Below are 394 nucleotides of genomic sequence, written 5' to 3'. Positions count from 1 at the left end.
GTAGTCGTCGACGACCTTCTTCGCCTCGGCCTGCTTGCCGAGCGCCTCCGCGTGGAGCTGGAAGTTATCCTTCCAGGGCGCGCCGGTGCTCTCGGTCATCACCGTGGGGGCGATGCCCTTGAGCGCCGCGTACTTGTCGCCGTGCCGCACTTTGCTGGTGAGGATCAGGTCCGGCTTGAGCGCGGCGATGGCCTCCATGTTCGGCGTGCTCATGGCGCCGACGTCCTTGATGCCCTCGGTCTTCTCCTTGGGCAGGTAGGAGGGGAAGCCGGTGGAGACGTCGGAGTGGGCCGCGCCGACCGGCTTCACGCCGAGGGTGAGCGCGGAGTCGAGCTCGGCGGTGTCCAGGACCACGACGCGCTGCGGCGCGTTCTTGACCTGCACGTCACCCATG

1 protein-coding gene is annotated in these 394 nt (G+C 68.0%); it reads right to left on the bottom strand.

Annotated features, from left to right (window positions below; translation table 11 throughout):
- Positions 1-394: ABC transporter substrate-binding protein (locus ACSNOK_RS33450; protein WP_436784535.1), on the bottom strand; the 394-nt coding region annotated here is incomplete at both ends.

The sequence above is a fragment of the Streptomyces sp. URMC 126 genome (assembly GCF_051386555.1).
Taxonomy (GTDB): domain Bacteria; phylum Actinomycetota; class Actinomycetes; order Streptomycetales; family Streptomycetaceae; genus Streptomyces.
This window is presented reverse-complemented; position numbering and strand designations above follow the sequence as displayed.